We start from the raw sequence: 512 nt of genomic DNA on the forward strand, positions 1-512 counted from the left end.
CTCGCGACCTGCCCATGCGTCCAAGCGGCCCGCGACAAGCTCGCCGCCGCCGGCCCCGATCTGCTCGTGCTCGACTACCCACTGACCGCTCCGGTGACGTCGCCCGACTTCTTCCGCCCCTTGCCCTCAGAAGTCCTTCCCATTCCGCCCCTCCCCGCGACCGGTCCTACCGCCGATACCCCGCTGATCCACGCACTGTCCCCCTGATGACCCCCCGCGGTCTCGACACTCCCCCCTCTCCCTCATACCCTCCGTCCCGTCGTCCAGCCCCTCCCCGACCCCCACGCCCACCAGCACCATCCCCCGCACATTTCCCTTCGCTGCCTCCATGCCCGGTCCGTCGCCCCGCATCCTCGTCCCGCACATCGCCACCGTAACCCTGCCGCTCGGCACACTGCGCCACATTACCCCCGTCACCCTGCACACGATTACAATCAACCAGCCTCTCCCCCGACTGAACCTTCGCACCCCCATCACTGACACCGTTCGCTATTCAACCCCCCCTCCTATCA

The 512-nt window shown here is 67.8% G+C and carries 1 pseudogene; it reads left to right on the forward strand.

Features of this window, described 5'->3' with window-relative positions:
- Positions 1-207 (forward strand): annotated as a pseudogene (locus A6V37_RS41700) (hybrid sensor histidine kinase/response regulator); the annotation flags it as partial.
- Between the last annotated feature and the right edge of the window lie 305 nt (positions 208-512).

The organism is Paraburkholderia ginsengiterrae (assembly GCF_001645125.1).
Taxonomy (GTDB): domain Bacteria; phylum Pseudomonadota; class Gammaproteobacteria; order Burkholderiales; family Burkholderiaceae; genus Paraburkholderia; species Paraburkholderia ginsengiterrae.